The sequence below is a fragment of the Streptomyces sp. R-74717 genome, from assembly GCF_047305335.1.
Classification (GTDB): domain Bacteria; phylum Actinomycetota; class Actinomycetes; order Streptomycetales; family Streptomycetaceae; genus Streptomyces; species Streptomyces atratus.
On sequence record NZ_CP102361.1, the window covers coordinates 8,888,011 to 8,913,255 of the forward strand.

General features: G+C 71.0%; 26 protein-coding genes, 3 pseudogenes and 1 riboswitch. Of the genes and pseudogenes, 22 read left to right on the top strand and 7 right to left on the bottom strand.

From position 1 onward, the window contains the following. Positions 1–50: 50 nt before the first annotated feature. The 10 genes and pseudogenes from NRF20_RS40135 to NRF20_RS40180 all read left to right on the top strand — a co-directional run bounded on the left by NRF20_RS40135 (position 51) and on the right by NRF20_RS40180 (position 9,155). Positions 51–1,328 (top strand): beta-ketoacyl-[acyl-carrier-protein] synthase family protein, encoded by a 1,278-nt coding sequence (locus NRF20_RS40135; RefSeq protein WP_398631763.1) that lies wholly within the window; start codon positions 51–53, stop codon positions 1,326–1,328. A 13-nt stretch (positions 1,329–1,341) separates the two neighbouring features. Then, positions 1,342–3,213, top strand: coding sequence for an acyl-CoA dehydrogenase (locus NRF20_RS40140; protein WP_398631764.1), 1,872 nt, complete (start codon positions 1,342–1,344; stop codon positions 3,211–3,213). A 26-nt stretch (positions 3,214–3,239) separates the two neighbouring features. Beyond that, on the top strand, positions 3,240–3,386 hold the full coding sequence (locus NRF20_RS40145; RefSeq protein ID WP_398631765.1) for a hypothetical protein: 147 nt from the start codon (positions 3,240–3,242) through the stop codon (positions 3,384–3,386). Between the two features lie 87 nt (positions 3,387–3,473). Next, positions 3,474–3,752, top strand: coding sequence for an acyl carrier protein (locus tag NRF20_RS40150; protein WP_398631766.1), 279 nt, complete (start codon positions 3,474–3,476; stop codon positions 3,750–3,752). Beyond that, complete coding sequence (locus NRF20_RS40155; protein WP_398631767.1) at positions 3,749–4,972, top strand: beta-ketoacyl-[acyl-carrier-protein] synthase family protein; 1,224 nt, start codon at positions 3,749–3,751, stop codon at positions 4,970–4,972. The genes NRF20_RS40150 and NRF20_RS40155 overlap by 4 nt, the downstream gene beginning before the upstream one ends. Before the next feature lie 78 nt (positions 4,973–5,050). Beyond that, a riboswitch (cobalamin riboswitch) is annotated at positions 5,051–5,238 on the top strand. A gap of 235 nt (positions 5,239–5,473) precedes the next feature. Continuing rightward, a pseudogene (locus tag NRF20_RS40160) lies at positions 5,474–5,824 on the top strand (FecCD family ABC transporter permease); the annotation flags it as partial. Next, a complete protein-coding gene (locus NRF20_RS40165; protein ID WP_398631768.1) occupies positions 5,821–6,636 on the top strand; it encodes an ABC transporter ATP-binding protein in 816 nt (271 codons plus the stop codon). The pseudogene NRF20_RS40160 and the gene NRF20_RS40165, both read left to right, overlap by 4 nt. A 246-nt stretch (positions 6,637–6,882) precedes the next feature. Then, a pseudogene (locus tag NRF20_RS40170) lies at positions 6,883–7,408 on the top strand (cytochrome P450); the annotation flags it as partial. Positions 7,409–7,607: 199 nt separating this feature from the next. Next, positions 7,608–8,192, top strand: coding sequence for an adenosylcobinamide amidohydrolase (locus tag NRF20_RS40175; RefSeq protein ID WP_398631769.1), 585 nt, complete (start codon positions 7,608–7,610; stop codon positions 8,190–8,192). A gap of 54 nt (positions 8,193–8,246) precedes the next feature. Then, the gene (locus NRF20_RS40180; RefSeq protein WP_398631770.1) at positions 8,247–9,155 is read left to right on the top strand and encodes an NAD(P)-dependent oxidoreductase; all 909 of its coding nucleotides are present in this window, start codon (positions 8,247–8,249) and stop codon (positions 9,153–9,155) included. A 178-nt stretch (positions 9,156–9,333) separates the two neighbouring features. Here the strand turns inward: NRF20_RS40180 and NRF20_RS40185 are convergent, their stop codons facing one another. Beyond that, positions 9,334–10,242, bottom strand: a complete 909-nt coding sequence (locus tag NRF20_RS40185; RefSeq protein WP_398631771.1) for an RNA polymerase sigma factor SigF — start codon at positions 10,240–10,242, stop codon at positions 9,334–9,336. A gap of 559 nt (positions 10,243–10,801) precedes the next feature. Further along, positions 10,802–11,503 (bottom strand): hypothetical protein, encoded by a 702-nt coding sequence (locus tag NRF20_RS40190; RefSeq protein WP_413754165.1) that lies wholly within the window; start codon positions 11,501–11,503, stop codon positions 10,802–10,804. 46 nt (positions 11,504–11,549) lie between these two features. On the opposite strand from NRF20_RS40190, the gene NRF20_RS40195 reads away from it, so the two are divergent. The 9 genes and pseudogenes from NRF20_RS40195 to NRF20_RS40235 all read left to right on the top strand — a co-directional run. Further along, positions 11,550–11,732: a hypothetical protein gene (locus NRF20_RS40195; RefSeq protein WP_398631773.1), complete on the top strand. Its 183-nt coding sequence runs from the start codon at positions 11,550–11,552 to the stop codon at positions 11,730–11,732. Between the two features lie 103 nt (positions 11,733–11,835). Next, positions 11,836–12,747 carry a TIGR03619 family F420-dependent LLM class oxidoreductase gene (locus NRF20_RS40200; RefSeq protein WP_413754166.1) on the top strand — a complete coding sequence of 304 codons (912 nt, stop codon included), beginning with the start codon at positions 11,836–11,838 and terminating at the stop codon, positions 12,745–12,747. Between the two features lie 141 nt (positions 12,748–12,888). After that, positions 12,889–13,809 (top strand): NADP-dependent oxidoreductase, encoded by a 921-nt coding sequence (locus NRF20_RS40205; protein WP_413754167.1) that lies wholly within the window; start codon positions 12,889–12,891, stop codon positions 13,807–13,809. Further along, positions 13,806–14,582 carry a GNAT family N-acetyltransferase gene (locus NRF20_RS40210; protein ID WP_398631776.1) on the top strand — a complete coding sequence of 259 codons (777 nt, stop codon included), beginning with the start codon at positions 13,806–13,808 and terminating at the stop codon, positions 14,580–14,582. The genes NRF20_RS40205 and NRF20_RS40210 overlap by 4 nt, the downstream gene beginning before the upstream one ends. A gap of 178 nt (positions 14,583–14,760) precedes the next feature. After that, on the top strand, positions 14,761–15,975 hold the full coding sequence (locus NRF20_RS40215; RefSeq protein WP_398631777.1) for a PP2C family protein-serine/threonine phosphatase: 1,215 nt from the start codon (positions 14,761–14,763) through the stop codon (positions 15,973–15,975). A gap of 87 nt (positions 15,976–16,062) precedes the next feature. Next, entirely contained in the window at positions 16,063–16,734 is a 672-nt protein-coding gene (locus NRF20_RS40220; RefSeq protein WP_398631778.1) for a TetR family transcriptional regulator, read from the top strand. Continuing rightward, positions 16,731–17,504, top strand: a complete 774-nt coding sequence (locus tag NRF20_RS40225; protein WP_413754168.1) for an SDR family NAD(P)-dependent oxidoreductase — start codon at positions 16,731–16,733, stop codon at positions 17,502–17,504. Before NRF20_RS40220 ends, NRF20_RS40225 begins: the two co-directional genes overlap by 4 nt. Positions 17,505–17,565: 61 nt before the next feature. Beyond that, positions 17,566–18,606, top strand: coding sequence for an NAD(P)-dependent alcohol dehydrogenase (locus NRF20_RS40230; RefSeq protein ID WP_398631780.1), 1,041 nt, complete (start codon positions 17,566–17,568; stop codon positions 18,604–18,606). Between the two features lie 113 nt (positions 18,607–18,719). Further along, positions 18,720–18,964, top strand: a pseudogene (locus NRF20_RS40235) (DUF6191 domain-containing protein); the annotation flags it as partial. A gap of 254 nt (positions 18,965–19,218) precedes the next feature. Here the strand turns inward: NRF20_RS40235 and NRF20_RS40240 are convergent. After that, on the bottom strand, positions 19,219–19,506 hold the full coding sequence (locus NRF20_RS40240; RefSeq protein ID WP_398631781.1) for a hypothetical protein: 288 nt from the start codon (positions 19,504–19,506) through the stop codon (positions 19,219–19,221). Between the two features lie 6 nt (positions 19,507–19,512). Between NRF20_RS40240 and NRF20_RS40245 the strand changes: the two genes are divergently transcribed. Then, positions 19,513–20,292: a MerR family transcriptional regulator gene (locus NRF20_RS40245; protein WP_413754169.1), complete on the top strand. Its 780-nt coding sequence runs from the start codon at positions 19,513–19,515 to the stop codon at positions 20,290–20,292. A 139-nt stretch (positions 20,293–20,431) separates the two neighbouring features. Here the strand turns inward: NRF20_RS40245 and NRF20_RS40250 are convergent, their stop codons facing one another. From NRF20_RS40250 to NRF20_RS40265, 4 genes are read right to left on the bottom strand one after another with little or no spacing between them, the layout of a single operon-like run. Beyond that, a complete protein-coding gene (locus NRF20_RS40250; RefSeq protein ID WP_413754170.1) occupies positions 20,432–21,526 on the bottom strand; it encodes a bile acid:sodium symporter family protein in 1,095 nt (364 codons plus the stop codon). Between the two features lie 40 nt (positions 21,527–21,566). Then, entirely contained in the window at positions 21,567–22,271 is a 705-nt protein-coding gene (locus tag NRF20_RS40255) for a phosphatase PAP2 family protein (protein ID WP_398631784.1), read from the bottom strand. Further along, positions 22,268–22,870, bottom strand: coding sequence for a phosphatase PAP2 family protein (locus NRF20_RS40260; RefSeq protein ID WP_413754171.1), 603 nt, complete (start codon positions 22,868–22,870; stop codon positions 22,268–22,270). Before NRF20_RS40260 ends, NRF20_RS40255 begins: the two co-directional genes overlap by 4 nt. Then, positions 22,870–23,538, bottom strand: coding sequence for a DedA family protein (locus tag NRF20_RS40265; RefSeq protein ID WP_398631786.1), 669 nt, complete (start codon positions 23,536–23,538; stop codon positions 22,870–22,872). The genes NRF20_RS40260 and NRF20_RS40265 overlap by 1 nt, the downstream gene beginning before the upstream one ends. Before the next feature lie 210 nt (positions 23,539–23,748). On the opposite strand from NRF20_RS40265, the gene NRF20_RS40270 reads away from it, so the two are divergent. Together NRF20_RS40270 and NRF20_RS40275 are read left to right on the top strand one after the other, a co-directional pair. After that, complete coding sequence (locus tag NRF20_RS40270; RefSeq protein WP_398631803.1) at positions 23,749–24,126, top strand: BlaI/MecI/CopY family transcriptional regulator; 378 nt, start codon at positions 23,749–23,751, stop codon at positions 24,124–24,126. Beyond that, positions 24,123–25,067 carry a M56 family metallopeptidase gene (locus NRF20_RS40275; protein WP_398631787.1) on the top strand — a complete coding sequence of 315 codons (945 nt, stop codon included), beginning with the start codon at positions 24,123–24,125 and terminating at the stop codon, positions 25,065–25,067. Before NRF20_RS40270 ends, NRF20_RS40275 begins: the two co-directional genes overlap by 4 nt. Positions 25,068–25,245 lie beyond the last annotated feature (178 nt).

Here is a 25,245-nt window from a genome sequence, read left to right on the forward strand (position 1 = left end):
TGCCGTTCGACATTCGGTAGACGTGATCGATTACGGAGGAGGGGCGGATCATGGGGTGGGTCGACATGGGTGTCGCGGTTACGGGAGTGGGGCTGGTGACCCCTGCGGGCGCGGACGAGCACACCTTCTGGGCGGGACTGTGCGCCGGTGTGTCCGTGGCACGGCGATGTGAGGAACTGGCCGGTCTCCCGGTCGACTTCGCCTGTCCGGTGGACGGGATCGATCTGGACGAGGCCGTCGGCGGACGCTCGGCGTGGCGCATGGCACGGTTCGTGAAGATGGCGCTGGTCGCCGCCCGGCAGGCGGTGGCGGACGCCGGGCTGTCACCGGAGCGGTGGGACGGCGACCGGGTGGCAGTGGTGCTCGGCGTCGGTGTGGGCGGGGTGTCCGTGCTCGTCGACAATCTGCGCAAGCTGGACGGCGGCGGACCGGAGGCGGTGTCGCCGCTCCTGGTCCCGATGATGATGCCCAACGCCGCCGCCGGGGAGGTGGCCATCGCCCTGCGGGCCCACGGCCCCAGCCTGGCACCGGCCACGGCCTGCGCGTCCGGGGCGACCGCGATCGCCGTGGCCCGTGACCTGCTGACGAGCGGCCGGTGCGATGTGGCGGTGGCAGGCGGCGCGGAGTCCGTACTGACTCCGTTGGTGGTGAGCGCCTTCGCGGGAATGGGAGCGCTTTCCCTGCGTATGGGCGATCCGGCGGGCGCATCGCGGCCGTTCGCCGCGGACCGGGACGGATTCGTGGTCGGTGAGGGTTCCGCCGTGCTCGTGCTGGAACGGACACTCGATGCGCAAGCCCGCGGGGGACGGGCGCGCGCCCTGCTGACCGGCGCGGGTTCCGGCACCGATGCCCACCACCCCACGGCCCCGGACCCGGAAGGAGCCGGTGCGCGCAGGGCCGTGGAGGCGGCGCTGCACGAGGCGGGCTGGGCGGCCCACGAGGTCGACCACATCAATGCGCACGGCACCTCGACCCCGCTGAACGACGCGATGGAGACAGCGCTCATCTCGGGGCTCTTCCCCCACCGGCCGTCGGTGACCGCCCCGAAGGGTGTGCTCGGGCACACCCTTGCCGCGGCCGGGGCGATCGAAGCGGTGGCCACCGTACTGGCCCTGGAGCACGGTCTCGTCCCGCCGATCGCCAACCTGGACTCGCTGCCGGACGGGTTCGACCTCGACTGTGTGGTCAAGGAGCCCCGCATGCAGCACGTCGAGCGGGCACTCAGCCACTCCTTCGGTTTCGGCGGACACAACGTCGCGCTCGCCTTCCAGCGCGTCGACGCGGACGGCCCGCCGAAGAGGGCCCCCGGTGTCCTCGCCGTCGGCTGATCGTTCTTGTCTCATGACCGCAACGATCGACGACCTCTCCACCGAACGGTCCGTGGAACTCCTCACTGGTGTGCTCCTGGGCGACAACTTCCGCCAGGAGCATGGCTTCTGGCAACGGATGATCAGCACGGAACCATTCCGCCGCCCGGACCACCGCACCCCCGACGAACGCCTGGGTCTCGCCTACGAGCGGCTGCGCATCCTCAACGACTGCCTCGACAGCGGCGCCCGGCTCGCCGCCGACCCCCGCGCCCTCGCGGCCCTGCACGAATGGCTCGGCCCGGTCGACCCGGCCCTCACCACGGTGGCGGGCATTCACTACAACCTCTTCCTCGGCAGCCTCCTCGACCACGAAGAAGACGGTCGGCGTGATCTGTCGGACTTCCTCCGACTGCGCAGCATCGGCACCTTTCTCTGTACGGAGGTGGCGCACGGCAATGACGCGGCGGCCGTCGAGACCACGGCCGCCTACGACCGCGCACGTGACGGGTTTGTGCTGCACACACCGCATGCCGGCGCCCAGAAGTTCATGCCCAACACCAGTCCGGCAGGCGGCCCCAAGACCGGTCTTGTGGCCGCGCGTCTGCTTGTCGACGGCGCCGATCACGGCGTCTTTCTCTTCCTCGTACCGCTCACCGATGCCGTACGGGCCCTGCCCGGCGTACGGGTCCGCAGACTTCCCGCACGCATGGGGAGCCCGGTGGACCACTGCCTGACCTCCTTCGACCAGGTATTCGTGGGGCGCGACGCGCTGCTCGGCGGGGACCACGGACGGATCGGTGCCGACGGCGCGTTCCGCAGCGCCGTCGGCAACCGCAGACGTCGCCTCCTCGCGTCGATCGGGCGCGTCACCTCCGGCAAGATCTCCATGAGTGCCTGCGCGGTCGGCTCCGCGCGCGCAACGCTCGCCGTCGCCGTCCGCTACGGCGGCCACCGGTACATCTCCGGGCCCCGCGGATCGCGTCAGGTACCGGTGATCGCCCACCGCAGCCACCACGGCCCGCTCGCCCGGGCCATGGCCACGGTCTTCGCGATGAGTCTGCTGCACCGCAGGGCCCTGAACCGCTGGGAGGGACGGAAGGACAGCGCGGGCTCGGGCCGGGAGGAGGCGGAGCGGCTGGTCGCCGTCGCCAAGGGATGGATCAGTTGGCAGGCCAGATCCGTGATCGTCGAATGCCGTGAACGGTGCGGTGCCCAGGCGCTCCTGGAGAACAACGGCATGACCGAACTCATCACCGGAGTGGAAGGTGTCATCACCGCCGAGGGCGACAACCTGGCCATCCATGCCAAGGCGGCCGTGGAAATGCTCTTCGCCACCGAACCGGCCGCGTACGACGCTCCCTTCGGCGGCGAACCCGGCGATCTCACCGACCCCGGGTTCCTCGGCAGGCTCCTGGCTGTGCTGGAGGAGATCTGGTTCGTCCGGGCCAGGGAAAGGCTGGGCCGCGCACCGCACGGTGACCCGCTGGAGCGGTGGAACATCGCATCCGGTCCCGCCCTTCGCGGTGTCGAGGCCCACGCCCACCGGCAGGCGGCCGAGGCGTACTCGGACGCGGTGGCAGGTCTGCCGGACGGGCCCGCCCGTGAGCGCCTGGTCGAGCTGCAGCGGCTGTTCGCACTCGACCGGATCGCCCGGAACAGCGGTGATCTGCTGGCCGCCGGATGTCTGACGGTCGATCAGGTCAATGGACTGCCGGACGCCTTGGAAGAGCTGATCAGCGTCGTCGCCACTCATCTGCCCGCCCTCGCCGACTCCTTCGCGCTGCCGCAGGAACTGCTCGCCGACTGGCCCATCGCGGGGGCCGATTACGTCGATGCGTACGACGATCCGGCGGGGGCCTGGCAGTCGGACGGGGACCGGGCGACGGCCCCGGGGGAGCGGTGAGGGCCGTGACAGGGACGGGAACAGCTGTGCGGACGCAGCGGGTACGGGAGGCGGCCGAGGCCCTCGGTGTCCGCGTTGTGCTGCAGGTCTTCTGGGGTACGGCAGCCGTCCTGGCCCGGTGGTGCACGCAGCCGAAGCAGGGCGGTGGCGAATCGGTTCGGCACAAGGCGTAACTGGAGGCACGTCACCCAGTTGATTCGGCGTCGGGACGGTGCCCCCGCCGACCCCGGCAGCCGTACCGAATGACGGAGAGGAAGCTCATGAGTGCGATTCATCCCGAGATCACCGAGGTTCTGACACACACCTTCAAAGTGCCCGTCGACGAGATCCGCCCGGAATCCACGATGGACAGCCTGGAGATGGACTCCCTCGCCGTCGCCGAGTTCGCCGTCCTCATCCGGGAGACGATGGGCGGCGACAGGGACTTCGACAAGCTCCCCAAGGACGCCACCCTTGCCGACATCACGCGGTACATCGGCGCGACAGCCGGCGGCGGGGCGCTGATGGGTGGCGAGGCACCGATGAGCAACGCCCGATGAACAGGCCCGCGATTGCCGTAACAGGCCTGGGAATGATCACCCCGGTCGGCAACGACACCGAATCCACCTGGAAAGGTGTGTGCGCCGGAGTCTCGCCGGTGCGTACCGTCGCGGCACTCGAAGGGTGCACGATCGACTTCGCCTGCACGGTCGACGGTATCGACCTGGACGCCGCGATCGGCGGCCGCACGTCCTTCCGTATGGGGAAGTACGTCAAGTTCGCCGTTCTCGCCGCCCGGGAGGCGGTCGCCGACGCCGGCCTCGACCCGGCGCAGTGGGAGGGCAGCAGGGTCGCGGTGGTCGTCGGCACCAGCAGCGGAGGCTCCGCCTCACTGACCGAGCAGGCCGTCGTACTCGACCGGCACGGACCGGATGCCACCTCGCCGTCGGGCATCCTGCTCACCATTCCGAACATGCCCGCGGCCGAGATCGCCATCCAGCTGCGGGCCACCGGCCCCAGCCTGGCACCCTGCACCGCCTGCTCGTCCGGCGCCACCGCACTGTCCGTCGCCCGCGATCTGCTGGTCACCGGACAGTGCGACATCGCGATCGCCGGAGCCACCGAGTCGATCGTCTACCCGGTCGCCATGACCGGATTCGCCCGGTCCGGAGCCGCGGCCCGGGCGGACGGCGAACCGGCCAGGCGGTGCCGGCCCTTCGCGGCCGACCGTGCCGGGCTGGTCATGGGCGAGGGCGCCGCCGTCATGGTGCTGGAACGGGCGGACGACGCCGCGGCCCGGGGCGCCGCGCCGCGGGCACTGCTCGCGGGCACCGGCGCCACCACCGACGCCCACCACCCCACAAGCCCGCACCCGTCCGGCGCGGTCGCCCAGGCCGCGGTCGAGGCCGCGCTGCGCGACGCGGGCTGGGCGGCCGAGGACGTCGAGCACGTCAACGCACACGGCACGGCGACACCCATGAACGACGCCACCGAGGCCGCCCTCATCGGCCGGGTCTACCCGCACCGGCCGCCCGTCACCGCCCCGAAGGGCGTCCTCGGGCACTGCATGGGGGCAGCCGGAGCGATCGAGGCCGGACTGACCGTCCTGACGCTCCAGCGCGGAGTCGTACCGCCGATCGCCAACCTGGACGCCCCGGCGCCCGAGTTCGACATCAACTGCGTCACCGAGCAACCCCTGCGGCAGCCCATCCGGCGCGCCGTCAGCCACTCCTTCGGCTTCGGCGGGCACAACGCCGTGATCGCTCTTCAGCGTCCGTAGGCATCGGGCGGGTGGTGCGACGGGAGCACAGCCCGGCGTACCACCGGCCACACCGCCCATGAGCTGCGCGGAGGCTCGTGATAACTTGCCGAAGCCAGTCAAACTCCACGTAGGGGTCAGGGAATCCGGTGAGAATCCGGAACTGACGCGCAGCGGTGAGGGGGACGGGCGGGGCCACGGCCACTGGGACCACCCGCGAGTCCTGGGAAGGCGTCCCGTCCGTAGGAGCCCGAGTCCGAAGACCTGCTGGCACCTGCGACCCGGTACCGGGCGCAGGACTCCGTACAGCGGGCTCCGCGCATGAGCCCCGAGACGCAGAGGGACTCCGTGCCGTCCATAGCCAGCCCTGTCCGCACCGTCGCCCTGCTTTCGGCGGGATTCTTCCTGCTGACCGCCTGCGGCGGCGGAACGAGCAGCTCCGCCGCGAAGTCCGGCTCCGCCGACGGATACCCCGTGACGCTGAAGAACTGTGGACGCACCGTCACCGTCGAAGCCGCACCGCACCGGGCCGCGCTTGACGCCTTCGCGTTCGGCCAGGACGCCGCCGCCACACTCGGCGTCCATGTCGCGCGCACCCGGATCGTGCTGCTGACCGCCGCGCTCGTCAGCTCGGCCGGCGCCATCGGCTTCGTCGGTCTGGTCCTGCCGCACGCCGCCCGTGTGCTCACCGGCTCCGGGCACCGGCGGCTGCTGCCGGTCACCGCCCTGGCCGGGGCGGTGTTCCTGGTCTGGGTCGACACCCTCGCCAGGACGGTCCTCGACCCGCAGGAAGCGCCAGTGGGAGTCGTCACCGCCCTCATCGGCGTGCCCGCGTTCGTCCTGGTCCTGTACCGCAGCCGGAGGATCACATGACGCGTGGAGCCACTGAGGGGCTGAGTGCCGAGCGGGTCAGCCGGGAGGCGGGCGGCCGCCTCATCCTCGACGGGGTCCATCTCACGCCGCCGCCCGGCGCCACCGTCGGGCTGATCGGGCCGAACGGCTCCGGCAAGTCGACCCTCTTGCGGGTGCTGGCAGGAGTCCTCGCCCCGGATGCGGGCGTGGTCACCCTCGACGGCCGGCGGCTCGACGAGATCGGGCGCCGAACCGTGGCCCAGCGGGTCGCTGTAGTCGACCAGCATGCGGTCACCCAGGTCGAGTTGAGCGTCCTGGACGTGGTACGCCTCGGGCGCATCCCGCACCGCAGGGCCTGGTCGGCACCCGGCCGGGCGGACGACGACGCGGTGCGCGAAGCTCTGGAGCGGACCGGTCTCGTCGATCGCGGCGACCAGTCCTGGCACACCCTCTCCGGCGGTGAGCGGCAACGTGTCCAGATAGCGCGCGCACTGGCCCAGCAGCCGCGTGAACTGCTGCTCGACGAGCCGACGAACCACCTCGACATCCAGCACCAGTTGGATCTGCTGTCGCTGATCGCCTCGCTGCCCCTCACCGGTGTGATCGCTCTGCACGACCTCAATCTGGCCGCGATGTTCTGCGATCGGATCGTCGTCATGAAGGAGGGGCGGGTGGTGGCCGCCGGGACCCCGGCGGAAGTGATCACCGAGGAGCTGATCGCCGACGTCTACCGGGTCAGGGCGCGGGTGACTCCCGACGGCCCGGACGGACGGCCCTCGGTGCGCTTCCTGCCGGAGGATCCGGTGCAGCGGGTGCCATGGCGGGGTCAGTAGGACGGGCGCGACGCCGAAGAACCGCATCCGGGCCCTGATCGACGCGCAGCGCGCAGGGGGCATCACCAAGCGGTATCTGCTCGAACTCCTGACCGTGCGGAAGTCCGCGTGAACACCGGCAACGCACCTTTCTGCCGGTGCTGTCGACCGTAGGATCGGCAAGCTCGAACAGGCTGTCGTCCCACGGCCCGTCGGGCACCGGCCGACGAAGGTCAGGAGAGCCAGTTGACAAGCAGCCCGCACCGCATGGATCCGTCAGGCGGCTGCCCACACGCGGACAACGCCAGGCTGCTCGCCCAGGGGGCCGTGGCATCCGTCGTCCTCCCCGGCGACGTGGCAGGGATGGCGGTGCTCGGACACGACGCGCTCAAGGAGTTCCTCGCCCACTTCGATGTGGCCAAGGGGGCACGCCACTTCACCGAGCCGGCCGAGGGACGCATCCCCGACGGCCGGCCGCTGAAGACATTCGCCACCGTGCAGGGCATGACCACGGCCGACCGCGACGACCACCGCCGCCTGCGATCACTGGTGAGCAAGGCGTTCACTGCCCGGCGGGTGGAAGAGCTGCGACCGCGGATAGACCGTCACTGCCGAGCTGCTCGACGATGTCGACCGGGCCGCCGTCGCGGGCGACGGCACGGTGGATCTGCGCGCCCGGTTCGCCCTGCCGCTGCCGATGGGCGTCATCTGTGAACTCCTGGGGGTGGACGCCGAGCGCCAGGACCGGCTGCACCATCTGCCGAGCCAGGTGGTCGCGACCGATACCGGCCCGCCCGGCAGCGCGCCCGCCGCGGACTGAACATCCCCGGCGCATATGATCGACGGGCCAAGGGCCGACCGTCGTTCCGCCGTCCTGCCGACTCCTGCCGTGCCACCTGGGGTGCCTCATCCGTTCCGTATGCATCCGGCTGCCCGAACAGCGCGGTGAACTGCTGACCCGGCACGAGGACGGCCTGGACATTCACCATCTGGTGTGGCGGCTCGGGCCGGGGTGGCGGGTGTGCAGCAGCGCCGTACTCGGCGGTGGCATCGGCCCGCGCTCCTGGATCCTCAACGCCCAGGTGCCCGGCGGCTATCCGCGCCTGGATCCCGACCGTCACCTCGCCGAGATCGCCGCTGCGGAACACCTCGACGGGCCCGGTGCCGGACTGATGACGGCCGCCGACGTCACGGCGTACACAGTCGCGGCCGACGAGGGGGTGACGGCGACGGCGACCTGCGGACTCGGCGTACGCGGCTGGGCGGCGGCCCCGGCCGAGGGCACCGAGGGGCCGCCGCGGCCGGGCACGGTCAATATCGTCGTCACCCTGCCGGTGGCCCTCTCCGACGCCGCACTCGTCAACGCGGTCGCCACTGCGACCGAGGCCAAGGTCCAGGCACTCCTGGACGCGGGACTCGACTGCTCCGGCACCCCCACCGACGCCGTCTGCATCGCCGCCCCCTCTCCGGGTGCGGCCCCCGGTGAACCCTTCGCAGGACCCCGCTCCCGCTGGGGTGCACGACTCGCCAGGGCCGTGCACGCTGCCGTCCTCGACGGTGCGCTGCGGCAATCCTGAGAACCCACTGCGCCGCGAGCCGACCGGGGCGCGGCCGATGAAGGGATTCCTCTCATGACCTCAAGCGCTGCCGACGCCGCCCCGCAGCGGCCGACGGTCGCCGTCCTCGGCACCGGAATCATGGGATCAGGCATGGCCCGGAGTCTGCTCCGGGCCGGACTCGACGTCCGTGCCTGGAACCGTACGCAGGCCAAGGCGGCACCGCTCGCCGCCGACGGCGCCACGGTCACCGAGACGGCCGAGGAAGCCGTACGCGGTGCCGATGTCATCCTCACCATGCTCAACGACGGCCCCGCCGTCGCCGCCGCACTGACCGCCGCGTCGCCCGGGCTGCGTGCCGGCCAGGTGCTCCTCCAGAGCTCGACCGTCGGGCTCGACGCCACCGCCGATCTCGCCCGGCGCGCGATGGACGCGGGTCTTGTCTATCTCGACGCACCGGTCTCCGGTACCAAACAGCCTGCGGAACAGGGCACGTTGACGGTCTTCGTGTCCGGTCCCTCCACCGCCCGGGCGTCGGTGAACCCGGTGCTGGACGCGATCGGGCAGCGAACGGTCTGGGTCGCGGAGACTCCCGGGGCGGCCTCGCGGCTGAAGCTCGTGGTCAACACCTGGGTGATCACCATGGTCAACAACATCGCGGAATGCCTCAACCTCGCCGAAGGACTGAGGATCGACCCGCAGACGTTCCTCGATGTCATGAGAGGCGGCCCGCTGGACTCCGGCTACCTTCAGGGCAAGTCCGCCGCCGTTCTCTCCGGCGACCTCACCCCGAGCTTCACCGTGTCCAACGCGCTCAAGGACAGCCGCCTCATCCTGGACGCGGCACAGGAGTCGGGGGTGCGGCTGGACCTGGTCGCCGCGTCGGCCGACCGTTTCGCGCGCGCCGAGGCGGCAGGGCACGGCGGCGAGGACGCGATCGCCACCTACTACGCGGGCCGCGCTCCGGAGAAGGACGGTGACTGAGTCCCGCCCAACGGCCCGCCCAGGGTGCCGGAGCAGTCCGCTCCGGCCCCGCCGGGCCCGACCGCGGTCCCTCGGCAGCCAGTCGGCCGACCAGCGGCCCCAGCTCCCGCTCCTCGGCCCGTCGCGCAGCCGCGCACGCCGCCACCGGACGCCCCCTTCGGTGCTGAATCCGCCCAGATCACTCCTCGACGAGCATTCCGCTGCGGAGTTTCCGCAGAATCCTGCTTATCAGCCGCGACACATGCATCTGTGAGATGCCGAGCTCCGTGCCGATCTGGGACTGGGTCATCTCCTGGCCGAAACGCATGCCGATGATGCGACGTTCACGATCGTCGAGATCGCCGAGCAGCGGCGCGAGCGTATGGAGATTCTCGACCGTTTCCATGGCGGGATCGGGTCCGCCCAGGACATCGGCGAAGGTGCGCCCCGGTGCGTTTCGCCGGCCCGCGTCCGCCGGATCGGCCGGCATGTCCAGCGAACCCGCGGTGTACCCGTTGGCCGCCACGATGCCCTCGGTGACCTCGCCCTCGCTGAGCCCCAGCTGTTCGGCCAGCTCCGGAACGGTGGGGTCGCGGTCGAGCTGTGTGGCCAGGGACTCCTTGGTCCTGGCGATGTCGACCCGCAACTCCTGCAGTCGGCGCGGGACATGCACCGCCCAGCCGGTGTCACGGAAGAACCGTTTTATCTCGCCGGTGATGTAAGGGACCGCGAAGGAGGTGAACTCGACCTCGCGGGAGAGATCGAACCGGTCGATGGCCTTGATCAGCCCGATGGTGCCCACCTGGACGATGTCCTCCATGTCGCCGCCGCCCCGGTTGCGGAACCGTCCTGTGGCGAACCGGACAAGGGAGAGGTTCATCTCGATGAGGGTGTTGCGCGCGTACTGATGGGCGGGGGTTCCCTCCTCCAGGACCTGGAGCCGGTCGAAGAACAGCCTGGACAGTTCACGCGCATCCGGCGGGGCGATCCTCCCCGCGTCCTCGATCCACGGCAGGTCGCCGATGTCCCCGGCAGCCTCTCCCGTCGGCGTCGACCGTGCACTCTCCGCTCGCTCCGCACCGGCAGTCTGCGCAGTGTGCGCCGTCATCTCGTCACGCTCCCCTGGTCGTAGGTGAGGTGTATGCGTCTGCCCCCGGAGGGGGCTCCCATGCGGAAAAGTGGAAGTCGATCAGGTCACACGGCATCAATGGCCGGGAACCGTCGTGATCCCTCGTCATCTCTGTGCAGGCGAGGCGCAATATCTGTGCAGGCGAGGCGTACCGGGCACCAGAACCGCCCCACCGGTACGGGGGAGCCCGGTGGGGCGGTCGCCTCCAGGTTGCCACAGTCGGCGGTGCATCGGGGCCGACCGGCGCATATCCAGCGGTAGTTGAGTCGAAATCGACGGTGCCCCGACTGCGGACCGATGCCCGAAAAACTGCCCACGATGGTGTGCGTGACGGCGGGGGGAATCCTTGGTGGTGTAGTAGTGGCTGCTGAGCCCCGAGAACCGGGCCGTGTCTCCCGTCTCCAGTAGATGCGGGACATCGTTCACAACCAGTGTCACCTGGCCCGACACCACCAGCACGTACTCCACCGAGTCCGCACCGTGCGAACTGACTTGGCTTTGGGCGTGCGGATACAGACGGGTACGGGCCACGACGCTGTCACGGGGGACCGTCGGACTCACATCGCGCAACGCGGCGTGATCTCCGGCCGAGGACCGGAACGTACGGTCGACGGAGCCGGCTACCAGTGCCGCGTCCTGCCCGTGCACCCCGTCCGGGCTCGGCTCGGGCACCGCCGGGGGCACGGCTGAGGCCCGTACCGACGGCGCGGTGAGCGCATCGCCGGTCTCGGAGATCCGCACACAGGCGGACAGCCGCCGCGCACCGCGCGAATCCGTGGCGGATGCCCCGGCATCGGACGGCGGCGCGAGCAGCACGACCGGAGACCAGTAGTCCCTCCACCGCACCGGGGGCGGCGGCGACGGTGCGTACGGCTCCGGAGGCCGTGTCCAGAGCCGCGAGCCGCACCTCGGTACCGGCAGGTCCTTCGAATCCGGCGATGTGCAGCAGCGTCCGGGAATCCGGCAGCCGGCGCGGGCTGTGACGGTCCGTGGGCGCGGACGGTTCCGGCGGTGCGAGGAACACGGGAGGCTGCGCATCCGCCTCCGGGCCCTGCGGTCCGGCCGGGACCAGGACCAGTCCGACATTCTCCGGACCGGCTGCCGCCACGGCGACCGCGCGACCGTCGGGACTGATCCGGGCCTCGACCGGATGGGTCAGCCGGAGCATCGCCTCACGGACACGCCGCACGACGGTCGCGGCGCGCCGCTGCGGCGGGCTGGGCGCGGCGGTACTGGGCATGGCGGTCCGTTCCTTGTACTGGGGACTGGCCCCGGAAGCTGCTGGGGTGACCGGCCCGGATGCCGGGGCGTGCGGTCGGTCCGGCGTCACCACCGAATGGGCGCTCCTGCTGATCAATGTGCCGGTGGAACGGACGCTGCGCACCGGGATGACCGGGATGCGCGACCGGACCCGTCAGTATCTTCAGGACATCGAAGCCGCCCGCCACCGCTACGTCTTCTCCGGCTGATCGCTCCGGCGGCATCGAACCGACTCGGGCGAAGGGGCAGTTGGCGGCTGCCCCACCTTCCCCGCGTCGATGTCTGTGCACGTCCGGTTGTTAGGCTCCGATCGTGAAATTCGGCGTGAACATACTCAATTTCGGTGTCGGCACCACCCCGGCAAGCCTCCTTCAACAGGCCGTGGATGCACGTGAGTTGGGGTACTCCTTCGCGATGATCTCCGATCACATCGCGGTCACCCCCGACGTGCACGAGACGTATCCCGCCCCGTTCTACGACCAGTTCGTACTTGCCGCGCACATCGCCGGGCGGGTACCAGGTCTGGTGCTCGGTACGACCGTCACCGTGATTCCGTACCGGCACCCTCTGCAGACGGCCCGGCTCGCAGCCAATATCGACAACCTGAACGCCGACGGGTTCATCCTCGGCGCGGGGATCGGCTGGTCCCGGGCCGAGTACGAGGCGTTGGGCGTGCCCTTCGCCGAGCGGGGACGGATCACCGACGAATACCTGGCCGCCATCCGCGCCGCATGGACCGAGGACCCCACGACGTTCCGGGGCGACCACGTCTCGTACCAAGGGGTACGGACCGCGCCCGCGCCCGCATCCGCCCCCTGCCTGCCCGTCTGGGTCGGTGGCAACTCGGCCGCCGCCCAGCGCCGCGCCGCCCGGCTCGGTGAGGGCTGGCACCCGTACCGGCTGCCGCTCGATGCGATCCGGGCCGGGCTGCCGGTGATCACCGAGGAGGCCGAACAGGTCCGGCGCCCCGCTCCCACGCTCGTGCCGCGGTTGCAGATCCGCGTCACCGACGCACTCCTCGGCAGTGAACGCCCCGCCGGGCACGGCACGATCGACCGGATCCGGGCCGATCTGGCAGAACTCGGCGAGCTGGGCGCCACCCACGTGCTGCTCGACGTCAACCCGGACACACCCGCCGAACGCGGCACCGCGGGCGACGACCGGCGGCTTCTCGAACTCCTCGTGAACAAGGTCGTGGACCCGGTCACGGGCGGCGTCCGCTGAATCATTGCGGCCCGATGAACACTCCACCGGCCCGGGAATACGTGCACGGAAAAGGGCCTTTCTGCTGCTGTAGCGACCGGTGACCGGCCCGGCCGTCGGTGCCGTGAACCATCGCTGCCATGACCAGGAGAGAGGGAGCTCATGCCCAAGGCGTACGTGTTCACCCGCAACGGCGGTCCGGAGGTGGAGGCCCTCATCGAGCAGGACGTGCCGGTGCCGGGCCCCGGCGAACTGCTCGTCGCCGTCCGGGCGGCCGGGGTCAACCCGGTCGACTGGAAGCTGCGTACGGGGTACACCAGGCCCGGCAGTGAGCCGCAGCCGTTTCCCACCGTCTTCGGTAGCGAGGCCGCCGGAGTCGTCGAGGGCGTGGGCCCGGATGTCGAAGGTTTCGCGGTCGGGGACGAGGTCTTCGGCAACCCGGTGACCGGCGGGTACGCCGAGTACACGCTGCTGCCCGTCGCCGTGACCGCTCACAAGCCTGCCGAGCTGTCGTTCACCGACGCGGCCGTGCTGCCGGTCGCGGTGGCCACCGCGTACGACGGCGTCCGCCAGCTCGGACTCGCCCCCGGTTCGACCCTGCTGATCACCGGGGCCGGAGGCGGTGTCGGAACCGCCGCGGTACAGCTCGCCCGCCACGCCGGTGTCCATGTCATCGGTACCGCGAGCGCGGCCAAGAAGGACTTCATCGAGTCGCTCGGCGCGGTGCACGTCGAATCCGGCGCCGGTCTCGCCGACCGGGTCCGGGCAGCGGCACCCGACGGCATCGACGCGGTCTTCGACCTGGTCGGTGGCGACACCCTGAGGGCCGTGGCCCCGCTGCTCACGGACTCGGCCACGCTGATCAGCGCCGGAGGCAAGCCACTGGCGGTGGAGCTCGGCGGGGCGGCCGTCGCACGGGCCCGCACCGCGGCGGTCCTCGACGAGGTGGCGAACCTCGTCGTCACCGGCGCCCTGCGGACGCATGCGACCGGGACCTTCCCGCTCGCCGAGGCGGGAGAAGCGCTGCGCGCCGTGGAGAGCGGACATGCGCGCGGGAAGATCGTGATCGAGGCGATCGCGTGACCGCGCCGCATGTCACCGGGGGTGAAGCGCATCCGCTGGACAACCCGGTCCGCGCCGCACTGACCGGCCCGCACGCCCACTTCGCCGAGGAGCGTGGCCGCATCCTGCGCTACCCGGCGGACGTGGCCCCCTGGGTCGCGATCCCGGACGCGCCGCAGGCCGAGGACTGGGCCGACGCAGCAGCGCTCGCCGGCCCCGGTGGCGCCGTCACCATCACCGCCTTCCGTGAACCGCCGCCGGACGACTGGGAGATCACCTTTCACGCCGAGGGCGTCCAGCTCGTCGACGCCGGGGTCGCGGCGGCCCCGCTTCCGCAGGCCGTACGGCTCGGACCCGCCGATGTGCCCGAGATGCTCGACCTGGTCACCCGCACCCGCCCGGGGCCGTTCCTGCCCCGTACGGTCGAGCTCGGCACCTACCTCGGCGTCCATCGCGACGGAGCGCTCGTCGCGATGGCGGGCGAACGCCTCCACCCACCCGGGTGGAGCGAAATCAGCGGCGTCTGCACGGACGAGTCCGTGCGCGGGCAGGGGCTCGGCAGCGGGCTCGTCCTCGCCGTCGCCCACGAGATCAGGCAGCGCGGCGAAACACCGTTCCTGCACGCCTCCGCCTCCAACACCAATGCCGTCCGGCTCTACGAATCGCTGGGATTCGTGCTCCGCCGCCGGACGTCCTTCCTCTCGGCGCTCGTACCGGAACATCCGCCGACGCGCCTGCCGGGAACCGGCGGCGTCCGCCGCGACGGCGAGGCCCGCGCGGCAGCCGTGCGCTGAACCGCGACACAGTGACCTTCGTCCCAGGACTTCCGGGCCGAAGGTCACTGCAATTTCCGGTTCCGGGACTTTCGGCGCGCTCCAAGAGGCCGAAGGCCTCGTGTGCTGCCCCCTGTGAACCGGATGGACTGGGAGTGAACGCCGGCGCGGGGCCGGCAGATCCCGGGAGGAATGGGCCGTGACGATCGGGCTCCAGCACCGAGCGGCGACGCGTGGAGCGGCGCTCCCTGGTACGGACGCGGGGGAGGAAGCCGTTTTCGCCCCCCGGATCGGGAATGGGGCACTGTTCGGCGGGCTGGTACTGCTGACCGTCCTGGTCGCCGTCCTCGACGTCCGGACCGGCGACGAGCTGCGCCTCATACCGCTCCTCGTGGTCGTGCCCGCACTTGTCTCGGTCTTCGGAACGATCCGGCAGACCGTCGGCGTGGCCACCTGGATCATGACCGTCGTCGTCTGCTCTCGGCTGGTGACCGGGGGGACGTTCTGGGACATCACCAGCAGCGTCGCCTTCACCGTGCTGGCCTGCTTCCTGGGTGTCGGCTCCTGCGCGCTGCGGCTCCGTCATGCCGCCGAAATAGCCAGACTGCGCTCCGCCGCCGTTGCGCTCCAGCGGCAGATTCTGCGCCCGCTGCCCATCCTGACCGAGCAGATCTTCGCCCACGGCATCTATGCGCCGATCGAGGAGGACCGCCTGGTCGGCGGTGACATCTACGAGGTCGTGCAGTCGCCCTACGGAACCCGGGTGATCATCGGGGATGTCCAGGGCAAGGGGCTCGCCGCGATCGGGGCGGGCTTCGCCGTGCTCGGAGCGTTCCGGGAAGCGGCCATTCGCGAGCCCACCCTGACCGGAGTGGTCGATGCGCTGGAGGACGCGGTCGCCCGGCACAACGCGTTCTCCGCCCAGACCGGAGAGATCGAACGCTTCGTCACCGCTCTGGTGCTCGGCTTCGACGGGGAGGACCGGGTGCAGGCCGTGAACTGCGGCCATCTGCCGCCCCGGCTGCTGCACGACGGCGTGGCCTGCCCGCTTCCGCTGCGGCGCACATCCGTTCCCTTGGGCATGGCGGAGCTCAGCGCGGAGGCGCGGGTCGCGGAACAGCTGGACTTCCCGCCCGGCGCGACGCTGCTGGCCTTCACCGACGGGGTCACCGAGGCCCGCGACGCATCGGGCGCCTTCTATCCGCTGGACGCCCGGTTGGGCCACTGGGCGGGCTGCGGGCCGCGCGAGGTGCTGGACGCGCTCCATGCCGACCTGGAGTCCTTCTCCGGAGGCGTGCGACGCGACGACATCGCCGCCCTCGCCCTGCGCCGGGCACCGGCAGGCAGCCGCCACCGGCCCGTGATGACCGGCCACGGTGCTCGCCGGGCCGCGGAGACGTTCAGCGGCCGGTAGAGCGGCCGGCAGGGCAGCCGGATGCTGATCCAATGTCCCGACGAGACTTCTGTCGCGTCGGGACATTTTTAGGTGTACGGTGCACTCATGAATCCGGAACGAAAGACCCCGGAGCGACGGCGTCGCAAGGCCCGCAGGACCCGGGACACACTGGCGCAGGCCGCGTTCGAGCTCGTACTCGACCGAGGCCTGAAGAACGTGACGGTCGAGGAGATCGCGGAACGCGCGGACGTCGACCGGCGGACCTTCAGCCGGTACTTCACCAGCAAGGAAGCCGCAGTCCTGGACTCGCTCCGGGGCGACGGCGACCGGATCAACGAGGCCCTGCGCGCACGCCCCGCCGACGAGCCCCCGCTCACCGCCTACCGCCGCGCCGTCCTCGCCTGGCTCGACGACCCCGACGCGCAGGCGTGGCACCGCCGCGACCGGATCTTCGACCTGCTGGTCCTCGCCGAGCAGGAGCCGACCCTCTACGCCGCGTTCCATCACATCCGGGTGGACGCCCAGGAGGACTCGGTCGCCATCGTCGCGGACCGTCTCGGAGTCGACCCGCGGCTGGACATCCGTCCCGCCGTCACGGTCGCCGCGGGCGCCGGGGCACTCCTCGCGGCCCAGGCCGCCTGGGCCCGCGGCGGACACCCGGACAACCTGCCCCGACTGGTCGGGCAGGCCTTCGACGCCCTCTCCGGAGAACTGCTCACGCAGCTTCCGGCCGGGCCGGCGCCGCACAGCACCATGGAAGGAAACGCGATCCAATGAGCACCCTCCTTACCCCCGCCGACCAGGAGTTCGCCGGTAAGACCGCCCTCATAACCGGCGGCGCCTCCGGCATAGGACTGGCCCTGGCCCACCGGCTGGCCGCAGGCGGCGCGTCCGTCGTCGTCGCCGACTACGACGAGGCCAACGCCCGCAAGGCGGTCGCCGAACTGGAGAGCGCCGGCGCCAAGGCGGCCGCGGTCGCCATGGACGTGACCGACCCGGCGTCCGTGGAAGCGGGCGTGCGATTCGCCGTCGACACGTTCGGCGCCCTGCACCTCGCCGTCAACAACGCGGGCATCGGCGGTCCCAGCAACCCCACCGGTGAGTACGCGATCGAGGACTGGAACCGGGTCGTCGCCACCAACCTCAGCGGCGTCTTCTACCCGATGCGCTACGAGCTTCCCGCAATCGTCGCGTCGGGCGGCGGCGCCGTCGTCAACATGTCATCGATCCTCGGCACCAACGGCTTCGCCGGATCGCCCGCCTACGTGGCCGCCAAGCACGGTGTCGTCGGCCTCACCAAGACGGCCGCCCTCGAATACGCGGCACAGAACGTCCGGGTCAACGCCGTCGGCCCCGGCTTCATCGACACGCCGCTGCTGCGCAACACGGACAGCCAGGCCCGCGACCACCTCGTCTCGCTGCACCCGGCCGGACGCCTCGGCAAGGCGGAAGAAGTCGCCGAACTCGCGGCCTTCCTGCTCTCCGACCGCGCCTCCTTCATCCACGGCAGCTACCACCTGGTGGACGGCGGCTACTCCGCCTCCTGATCGGTGGACGGGGGAACGGGGGCGAGCAACAGAACACAGAGAAAGCAGTGAGGAGAACCCCATGAAGGCCGTTCAGTACCGCGCCGTCGGCTCAGCACCCGAAGTCGTCACCGTGCCCGACCCGTCGCCCGGCCCCGGCCAGGTGCTGCTGAAGGTCACCGCCGCAGGTGTCTGTCACTCCGACATCGCCGTCATGAGCCGGCCCGCGGAGCAGATCCCCTTCCCGCTGCCGCTCACCCTCGGCCATGAGGGCGTCGGCACTGTCGCCGCACTCGGCGACGGAGTGAGCGGCCTCTCGATCGGCGAGTCCGTCGCGGTCTACGGACCATGGGGCTGCGGTACGTGTATCAAGTGCGCCGAGGGCAAGGAGAACTACTGCCTGCGCGCCAAGGAACTCGGCATCACCCCGCCCGGACTCGGCTCGCCCGGCGCCATGGCCGAGTACATGATCGTCGACGACCCCCGCCACCTGGTGCCGCTCGGCGACCTCGACCCGGTCCAGGCCGTGCCGCTCACCGACGCGGGCCTCACCCCGTACCACGCGATCAAGCGGTCCCTGCCCAAGTTGGTGCCCGGTGCCACTGCCGTCGTCATAGGCACCGGTGGCCTCGGCCACGTCGCGATCCAACTGCTGCGCGCCATGACGGCTGTCCGGGTCATCGCCCTGGACGTCTCGGAGGACAAGCTCACCCTGGCCCGCGCCGTCGGCGCCCACGAGACCGTGCTCTCCGACGATCACGCCGCGGCGAAGATCCGTGAACTGACCGGCGGTGTCGGCGCACAGGTCGTCCTCGACTTCGTCGGGGCACCTCCCACCGTCGCCACGGCGGGGGCCGCGGCCGCCATCGACTCCGATGTCACGATCGTCGGCCTCGGCGGCGGTGCGCTGCCGGTCGGCTTCGGCTCACTGCCGTACAGCACGACGGTGACCTCCCCGTACTGGGGATCGCGCTCCGAGCTCGCCGAGGTACTCGACCTCGCCCGTGCCGGATCGGTCGAGGTCCACGTCGAGACCTACACGCTGGACGAGGCGCCGCTGGCGTACGAGCGGCTGCACCACGGCAAGATCAACGGCCGCGCGGTCATCCTCCCCAACGGCTGACCGGCCACAGCCCTGATCCCCAGGACCGTGCGGGCCGTCGCGCAGTGAGACGGCCCGCACGGGCATACCCGCGGCCGATGCGCACCGCACCATACAGCGATGAGACTGGGCAGATGGAATTCGTCGCGCTGATCACGCTGCCCGGACTGGTGATCGGGCTGACCATGCCGCCTTCCTCGACCAGTTGATGCTGCGCGCAGGCCGTGCCGGTCTGCTGCCCTGGCGCAACAGCGCACGCCGGGGCCAGGTGTCGGCGACCGGCTTCGAGCAGTTGCATGCGACCTTCTCGCCCGGCAAACGGAGCGAACTCAAGGAGCGCCGAAGCGCCCTGCTGCGGCGCGACGACGAGGAGGACGGCCGGCATGTGGTGTGGGTGCCGGACGCCACCGCCATGCCCTGCGCGGACAGCAGCACCATCTGGGCCCGCCGTCAGGTGACCACCGAGCCGGTGCCGCGGCGGATGATCCGCAGCAGGCGCCGACCCTCCTCATCGGCCATCACGCGCACGCGCACGGGTTCGGCCATGCCGAACACTCTGGCCCAAGCACGCCGGCCGCGACCAGAACTCGATGGCCGCGGCCTGGAACGCGGCTGCAGCGGCCGGTCGAATCCTCAATCCCGATGCCCGTCGGTCCGTGCCTTCAGTAGCCGGTCCAGCTCGTTCCCGGCCTCGTCGTACCCGGCGTCGGAGATCCGTTGCAGCTCGCGCAGGTCGCCGGTCGCGGCCGCGCGTCGAGTGAGCAGGAACCCGGCGTGCATCGCCCCCTCGTCCAGCAGCTCGCTCAGCTCCCCGAGGTCGCCGACTGCGTCGGCCAGGTCAGCCAGCCGGTCCAAAGCGGTCGCGTTGCCCTCATCGGCCAGATCGCGCAGGGTCTCCCGATCGACATTCATGTTTGCCATGACGCCATGCTGCAACCCCGCCCCAGGGGAAAGGTCAAGTGGGAGGATGACCGGGTGATCACCATCGGGCAACTGGCCGGGTACGTCGGGGTGTCGATCAAGACCATTCGCGTCTATCACGACAAGGGGCTGCTCCCCGAGCCCGACCGTGATGCGTCCGGCTACCGGCGGTACGGCGCGAACGATGCCATCGACTTGATCAAGATCCGGACGCTCGCCGAAGCAGGCGTTCCCCTAGCCCGTATCCGGGACCTGAGATCAGCGACCGACGAGGAGTTCCAGCAGGCGCTGCGCGAGATCGACGACGAGCTCACCGCCCGCATCCGCGGCCTGCGGGCAACGCAGGGGCGCCTGCGCCAGCTCGCCGCCGGGCATCCGGCACCGCTGCCCACCGAGGTCGGTACCCATCTGGAGCACCTGGCCCGCTGGGGATTCTCCCCTCGCTGGGTGGACCTGCAACGCGACCTGTGGATCCTCGTATTCGCCACCCACTCGAACGGCGCGATCACACTGCTTCACGACCAAGCCGAGACCCTGGTCGACCCGGTGCTACGGCAGCTCTTCCTCGACTACGACCACGCGCACGACCTCGACGCCGACGATCCCCGCATCGACGACCTCGCTTCCCGGATCGCCGAGGCGACCCGGGAACGCTACGGGTCTGCTGAACTGCCCGAGCTGGATGCAGCCTCCGAGATCCCCGCCCTCATCCAGGGCACGGTCAACGCCTCGTCCCCAGCATGGCAGCGACTCGACACGCTTATTCGCGCACAGCTGGACGCGTGACCCGGCGTGTACGGACGCACGGTCTCGGCTGCGTGCGGAAATTCAGTCAGCGAGCGCCGCGAGCTCAGGGCAAACGCTGCCTGTTGCGGCACTGGCCAGGGCCTCTCGTTCGGATCAGACCAAGTCCAAACGAAATACCCTAGGAGGCGGCGGCCCTGCGGCGCAGCACCGAGTCCGCCAGCCCCGCCCCGCATTTCTGCAACAGGCTGTACGCGAGAACGGGCAGGAGCACCTGAGGGCTGCTCGGCAGATTCGTCGCCGCCAGAACCGCACCTGCGCTGCTGTTGTTCATTCCGCAGGTGAGCGTGATCGCGACCGTGTCCGCGCGGTTCGCCCGTACCGTGCGGGCCAGGCACCAGCCGATGGCGAAGGACGCCGCGCACAGGGCCCCGGACACGACGACGGCCGCGACCAGCAGGGCGGGCCGCGGGTGGAGCAGGAAGCCGCCCAGCGCTCCACAGGCGTTGCTGTACGTGAGCAGCACCGCGTCGACGAGTCCGAGCAGCCGCAGCCACGGCAGATGCCGTTCGAGCACAGGGCGGGGTGTCACCCGTTGGAAGGCCAGACCGGCGACGCACGGCACGATCACGCTGATCACGGCGAACGCCCCGCCGTCCGTCGCAGCCATCCGGGACAGATCGTGGGCATAGTGGCCACGTGTCAGAGTCGAGGCCGCTGAGAGCATCAGCGGAATCGTCAGCGGACTCAGCAGGGTGGAGGCGAGCACGATCCCCACGACCAGGGAGTGATTGCCGCCGGCCCGACCGCCCCAGACGGTGGCTCCGGCCGCGACCGGCATGGCCCCCACGAGCGCTAGGCCGGTGATCAGTCCGCTGCAGCCGTCAGCATCGGGCAATTGGCCCAGTGCGACGGCCACGCAGGGCAGCAGGGCCAGCGGAATGAGTGTATTGGCGGCCGTTCCCACCAGCAGCGGCAGTGGTCGGCGGACGAGTCGAGGCAGCCCCCCGGCAGGCACCCGCAACGCCGCGGTGAAGAGCAGATAGCCGAGCAGGAGCGACGGCAGGGTGAGCTGGGTACGGGCGGCGCCACCGGGGAAGGGCACCGCGGCGAGGCGAAGCTGCCGCAGGGCCAGTCCGGCCTGCGGCAGCAGCGTGGCCGCCGTGTACGCGGCCACCATCACCCACGTCAGCCGTCGCTGGAGGAGCGAGAGCAGACGCGGCACAACCGGTGGACGGATGGCGCGGGTGGCACGTGCGGGAGAGATGACTGGCATCGCACGGAACCTCGATCGGGGTGGGGCCTGAACGGACCGGTCACTGCGGGAGCGGCAGTGCCTTCCGTATCAGCGCGGTCCCGAGCCCGATCCAGACCGTGGCGAACAGCCATCCGGCGAGTACATCCGTCGCCCAGTGAACGCCGAGCAGAACCCGGCTCAGACCGACGGCCGCGGCCCAGCAGACCACCAGGGCGGCAACGATGGTACGGAGGGGACGCGGCCCGGTCCCGCCGTGCGTCCGGAGACCGAGGGCCGTGAGCAGCAGGCCGGCCATCAGCGCGGACGTCGTGGCGTGACCGGAAGGGAAGGCGAAGCCCGAGGCGTGCGTGGCCCAGTCGCCCTGCGGCGGGCGGGGCCGGGCAATCAGCTCCATGAGGCCGTAGCGGACACCCTGTGCAAGCAGCAGGAAGGCCAGGGCGCCTGCCGCGTACCCCAGCCGTCGGCGGGTGTCACGGCCGGCGATCAGCCCGGCGATCACCGCTGTCCCGTACGGGAACACTCCGGTTCCGGTGGCCGTGACGGCCCGGGCGGTCGTCATGAGGCCCGGCGGCCGATGCCGCAGCGCCCAGTCGTGGCCGGCCCGGTCCACGGCGGGCGGGGAGCCGTGCCGGGTGGCCAGGACGAGAGCCGCCAGCGCGATGAGTCCGAGCAGCCCGATGAGAACGGCTCCCAGTGGTGCACGGAGCGGTAACGCGACGGGTGCGGTCCGGGCGCGCGCGACCGCCGAAGCGTCTTCGGTCACCGTGTCGCCACCAGGGGGCGCAGCGGGCCTTCGCGCAGCCGGACGACCGCCGGGGCACAGCGCCGCGCTGCGACCGTCAGCGGCCAGGCGACCAGCGCGCCGGTGACCAGCCCGATCAGCACATCGTGCGGGTAGTGCACACCGATCCACACCCTGGACGCCGCCATCAGCAGAGCGGCAGGCACCGCAAGCGCCCCGAGCCGGCGGTCGGTCAGCCAGATCGCGATCGCCGCGGCCGCCGCGATGGCGGCGTGGTTGCTGGGGAAGGACCAGTCACCGAGTGCGGGACATGCCTCCACCGTCACGACATGCAGGGTCTGGCACGGCCGTTGCTCATGGAAGGCCGACTTCACCAGATCGTTGACGATGTACGCGGCCACCACGACGAGCGGGGTGCAGAGCGCCATGGCGGTACGGGCGGGGCCTGCGGAGCGGGAGCGCCACCAGGACGCGAGCATCAGCAGGGCGAACAGTGCCAGTCCGTAGTCCGACCAGACGCGGATGGCGGAATCCAGAGCGGCCGGGGAGCGCTGGGCCAGCTCGGTGATCCAGGTGTACAGGCCGCCGTCGAACGAGGTGGCCGTGGAGGCGAGAGGCATCAGCTGTTGTCTCCTTCGACGGTGCGCCGGCCGCGGGAGCGAAGCAGTTCAGCGGCGAGCGGGATGAGGGAGACCACGACCACGACAGCGACGATCGGCAGCAGATAACGATCGACGTTGGGCACCGAGGACCCCAGTGCGTATCCCGCGAGGACCAGTCCGACGGTCCAGACCGCCCCGCCGACGACCTGCCACAGCGTGAAGAGCCCGGCAGGGACGTTGAGCGCCCCGGCCAACGGGTTGAGCACCGTGCGTACGACGGGTACGAAGCGGGCCAGCACGATCGCCCGCGCATGGCCGTATCTGCCGAGCAGTTCCTCGGCGCGGGCGGCGCCCTCGTGCAGCCGTTTGGCGCGACTGCGGGCGAGCAGGGCCCGGCCACCGCGGCGACCGATCCAGTAGCCCGCCTGCGCACCGAGCAGCGCGCCGGCCACGGCGGCGATCAGCACCTGCGGCAACGACAGCTGGACCGGGCCGTGGGTGCCCGACACGCACAGCAGGCCCGCCGTGAACAGGAGGGAATCGCCGGGCAGAAAGAAGCCGACGAGCAGTCCTGTCTCGGCGAAGAGCACGACGGCGATGCCGAGTGCACCGAACGCCCCGAGCAGTGAACCTGCATCGAGCAGGTTCACCGCTTGTGGCGCAGCCGCCAGTGAGAATACGGACACGGTGGAAGTTCTCCCATAATGGTGAGCGGGCGGCCCTGCGGAACGCCCGGACTGACTACAGTGATGTAGACGGTCTACATCACTGTAGACGCCCGAAGGCGGAGGAGAGTTCCCATGTCCCAGATGAAGGGGATATCGAGCGGAGAACTTGACCCCCGTTCGTACGGCGAACCGGCCCCCGGGCCGGCAACGGAAACCGGACCGGAGCGTTTGTCGCCGCACCACACCGCATCGGAGCGGCGACCCTCCGGCGAGCTGGAGTCCACGATCCTGGCGGCCCTGTGGGCGGCCGAAACCCCGCTCACTCCAGGCCAGGTGCAGAGTGCGATCGGGGCGGCTCTCGCCCGCACCACCGTCACGACGATCCTGTCGCGTCTCTACGAAAAGGGTACGGTCACCCGAACCCGCGCAGGCCGCGGATTCGCCTACACCCCCACCGAGGACGCGCCCGGGCTGACCGCCCGCCGGATGCACAGCGAACTGCAGAAGGAGGAGGACCGCAGCACGGTGCTGGCCCGATTCGTGTCACAGCTCACCGACGAGGACGAGCAGTTGCTCCGGGACCTGCTCGACGGAGAAGCCCGATGATCTACGCCGTGTGGGTTCCGCTGCTGATGCCCTTCGTCGCGGTACCCGCAGCCCGTCGCCTGGCAGACGCCCTGTCGCCGGTGCGGGCCGTACGGCTGCTTGCCTCGACGGGCATCGGCCTCGCCCTGTGCAGCCTGCTCGCCCTGGCCCTGCTGGTGGTGCCCGGCGCGACCCGGTTCCCCGCCGTCTCCGCCTTCGGCGAACTTGTCAGGCCGCTCTCCGACGCCGCTCCCGCCGTCGCCGTGCCTCTCGCGGCTGCCGCACTGGCTCTGCTCGCGGGCTGCGCCGCCGCCGTCACCCGCACCGTCCGCCGCCACTGGGCGGAGCTGCACCGGTCCGCGCAGCCGTCCGAGTACAGCGGTGGCGAGCTGGCCGTCCTGCGAGACGGCCGCCCCGACGCGTACGCGCTGCCCGGACGCCCCGGCACTCCCGGCCGGATCGTCGTCACCACGGGGATGCTGCGCGCCCTGGACCCCGCCGAACGCGACGCCCTGCTGGCACACGAACGCGCCCATCTCGCGGGCCACCACCACCTCTTCATCGCCGCCGCCGAAGTGGCGGCACTCTGCCACCCCGCGCTGCGCTCCCTGCGCGCGCCCATGGGCTACGCCCTGGAGCGCTGCGCCGACGAGGCTGCCGCCTCCGCAGTCGGCGACCGAAGGGTCGCCGCCCGGGCCATCGGCCGAGCCGCCCTCGCCGCACGCGCCGTCGAAGGCGCCGCGCAGCCTCGCCCACGAGTCGCGCTCGCCGCGGCGGCCGGGCCCGTACCACGCCGCGTCGCCGCACTCCTCGGCCGGAGCGCCCCGCGACCCCGCGTCGGCCGGGCGGCCGCTGCGGTACTGCTGGCCTGCCTGGTCGTCTCCGGCGCCGCCGCGCTCGACGCGACGAGCGATCTGCACAACAGCATCGAAGCGGCCCAGGGCGAGAACCCGCAGCACTGACTTCGTCCGGAGGGCTGCCGCCGCAGGCCGCCGTTCCTCCTGGGCCGGGCCGTCGGTCGGAGCTGCCCGAAAATCCCGTGGGCGGCTCCAACGGCCTTGGCTAGACTGAACGACATGGGTTCGTACTACTTCTTTCGCTGATTCCGGGCACGGACGCCGCCGCGCGACGCTGAGCGTC